Below are 2,005 nucleotides of genomic sequence, written 5' to 3'. Positions count from 1 at the left end.
GGCGCGGCCGGTCCGCGCTGGCCGCGCTGCTCGACGCCGTCCCGGCGGCCGAGGCGGCGCACGTGGTGAACAACGGCGCCGCGGCGCTGGTGCTGGCCGCGACGGCGCTCGCCGGCGGCGGCCGCGAGATCGTGATCAGCCGCGGCGAGATGGTGGAGATCGGCGACGGGTTCCGCATCCCGGAGCTGCTCGCCGCGACCGGCGCCCGGCTCCGCGAGGTCGGCACCACGAACCGCACCTCGCCGGACGACTACGCGGCGGCCGTCGGTCCCGGCACCGGCTTCATCCTCAAGGTGCACCCGTCCAACTTCCGCGTCACCGGCTTCACCCGGTCGGCGGACGTCGCGGAGGTGGCCGGGCTCGGCGTCCCGGTCGTCGCCGACATCGGCTCCGGCCTGCTCGAACCCGAACCGCTGCTGCCGGACGAGCCCGACGCGGCCACCTGGCTGAAGGCGGGCGCCGACCTCGTCACCGCCAGCGGCGACAAGCTGCTCGGCGGCCCGCAATGCGGGCTCGTCCTGGGCAAGGAGGAGTACGTGCGGCGGCTGTCCCGGCATCCGCTGGCGCGCGCGCTGCGTGTCGACAAGCTGACGCTCGCCGCGCTCGAAGCCACCGTCCGCGGCCCCCGCACCCCGACCGACGAGGCGCTGCACGCCGACGTCACGTCGCTGCGCGAGCGCGCGCGGCGGCTCGCCGACCGGTTGCGCGAGGCGGGCGTCGACGCGGCGCCCGCCGACAGCGACGCCGCGGTGGGCGGCGGCGGCGCGCCCGGCGTCGTCCTGCCGAGCGCCGCGGTCTCGCTGCCCGAGCCGTACGCCGCGCTGCTGCGGCACGGCACGCCCGCCGTGATGGGACGCGTCGAGGACGGCCGCTGCCTGCTCGACCTGCGCGCCGTCCCGCCCGGCCAGGACGACGCCCTCGCCCGCGCGGTGGTCCGCGCGGCGGAAGGAGGATGAGCATGCACGTCGTCGCGACCGCCGGGCACGTCGACCACGGCAAGTCCACGCTCGTCCGCGCGCTGACCGGGATGGAGCCCGACCGGCTGGAGGAGGAGCGGCGCCGCGGCCTCACCATCGAGCTGGGCTTCGCCTGGACCGCGCCGCTCGGCGGCGAACCGCTCGCGTTCGTCGACGTCCCGGGCCACGAGCGGTTCGTCGCGACCATGCTCGCCGGAGTCGGGCCCGTCCCGGCGGCCATGTTCGTCGTCGCCGCGGACCAGGGCTGGCAGCGGCAGTCGCAGGAGCACCTCGCGGTCCTCGACGCGCTCGGCGTTCGGCACGGCCTGCTCGCCGTCACCCGCCGCGACCTCACCGACGCCGCGACCGCCGCGCGCGTCCGCGCCGACGCGCTCGAGCGGATCGCCGCCACGTCCCTCGGCGAGGTCGCCGCCGTCGAGGTCAGCGGCGCCACCGGGCAGGGCCTCGACGACCTGCGCGCCGCGCTCGCCGACCTCACCGCCGCGCTTCCCGAACCCGACCGGAGCGCCGACGTCCGGCTGTGGATCGACCGCGTCTTCACCGTCCAGGGCCGCGGCACGGTCGTCACCGGCACGCTCGGCGCCGGGACGATCCGCACCGGCGACCGGCTGGTGGCCGGCGGCGCGACTGTCCGGGTCCGCGGCCTGCAGAGCCTCAAGGAGCAGCGGGACGAGGTCGGCGCCGTCGCCCGCGTCGCCGTCAACCTGCACGGCGCCGACGACGGGATCCGCCGCGGCGACGCGCTGCTCACCCCCGGACGCTGGCTCGCCACCGACCTCGTCGACGTCCGGCTGCACGGCGACCCCGCCCGCGACCTGCCGCGGCGGCTCGTCCTGCACGTCGGCTCCGCGGCGGTCCCGGTGCACGTCCGCGCCCTCGGCGACGACACCGCACGGCTCGCGCTGGAGCGGCCGCTGCCGCTGCGCGCCGGGGACACCGCCCTGCTGCGCGACCCCGGCCGGCACCGCGTCCCGGCCGGGGTCGCGGTCCTCGACGTGCGGCCCGAGCCGTTCACCCGGCGCGGCGCC

The 2,005-nt window shown here is 78.3% G+C and carries 2 protein-coding genes; both read left to right on the top strand.

Annotated elements, in window-relative coordinates; translation table 11 throughout:
- The coding region (gene selA / locus F9B16_RS50230; protein ID WP_151547319.1) for an L-seryl-tRNA(Sec) selenium transferase at positions 1–956 on the top strand (956 nt) is incomplete at its 5' end.
- A gap of 2 nt (positions 957–958) precedes the next feature.
- Positions 959–2,005 (top strand): selenocysteine-specific translation elongation factor (gene selB, locus F9B16_RS50225; protein WP_151547318.1); only part of this gene is annotated, 1,047 nt, incomplete at its 3' end.

It is taken from the genome of Actinomadura montaniterrae, from assembly GCF_008923365.1.
GTDB lineage: Bacteria > Actinomycetota > Actinomycetes > Streptosporangiales > Streptosporangiaceae > Spirillospora > Spirillospora montaniterrae.
Note: the sequence above shows the minus strand (reverse complement) of the source record. Positions and strands in the feature narration are given on the sequence as shown.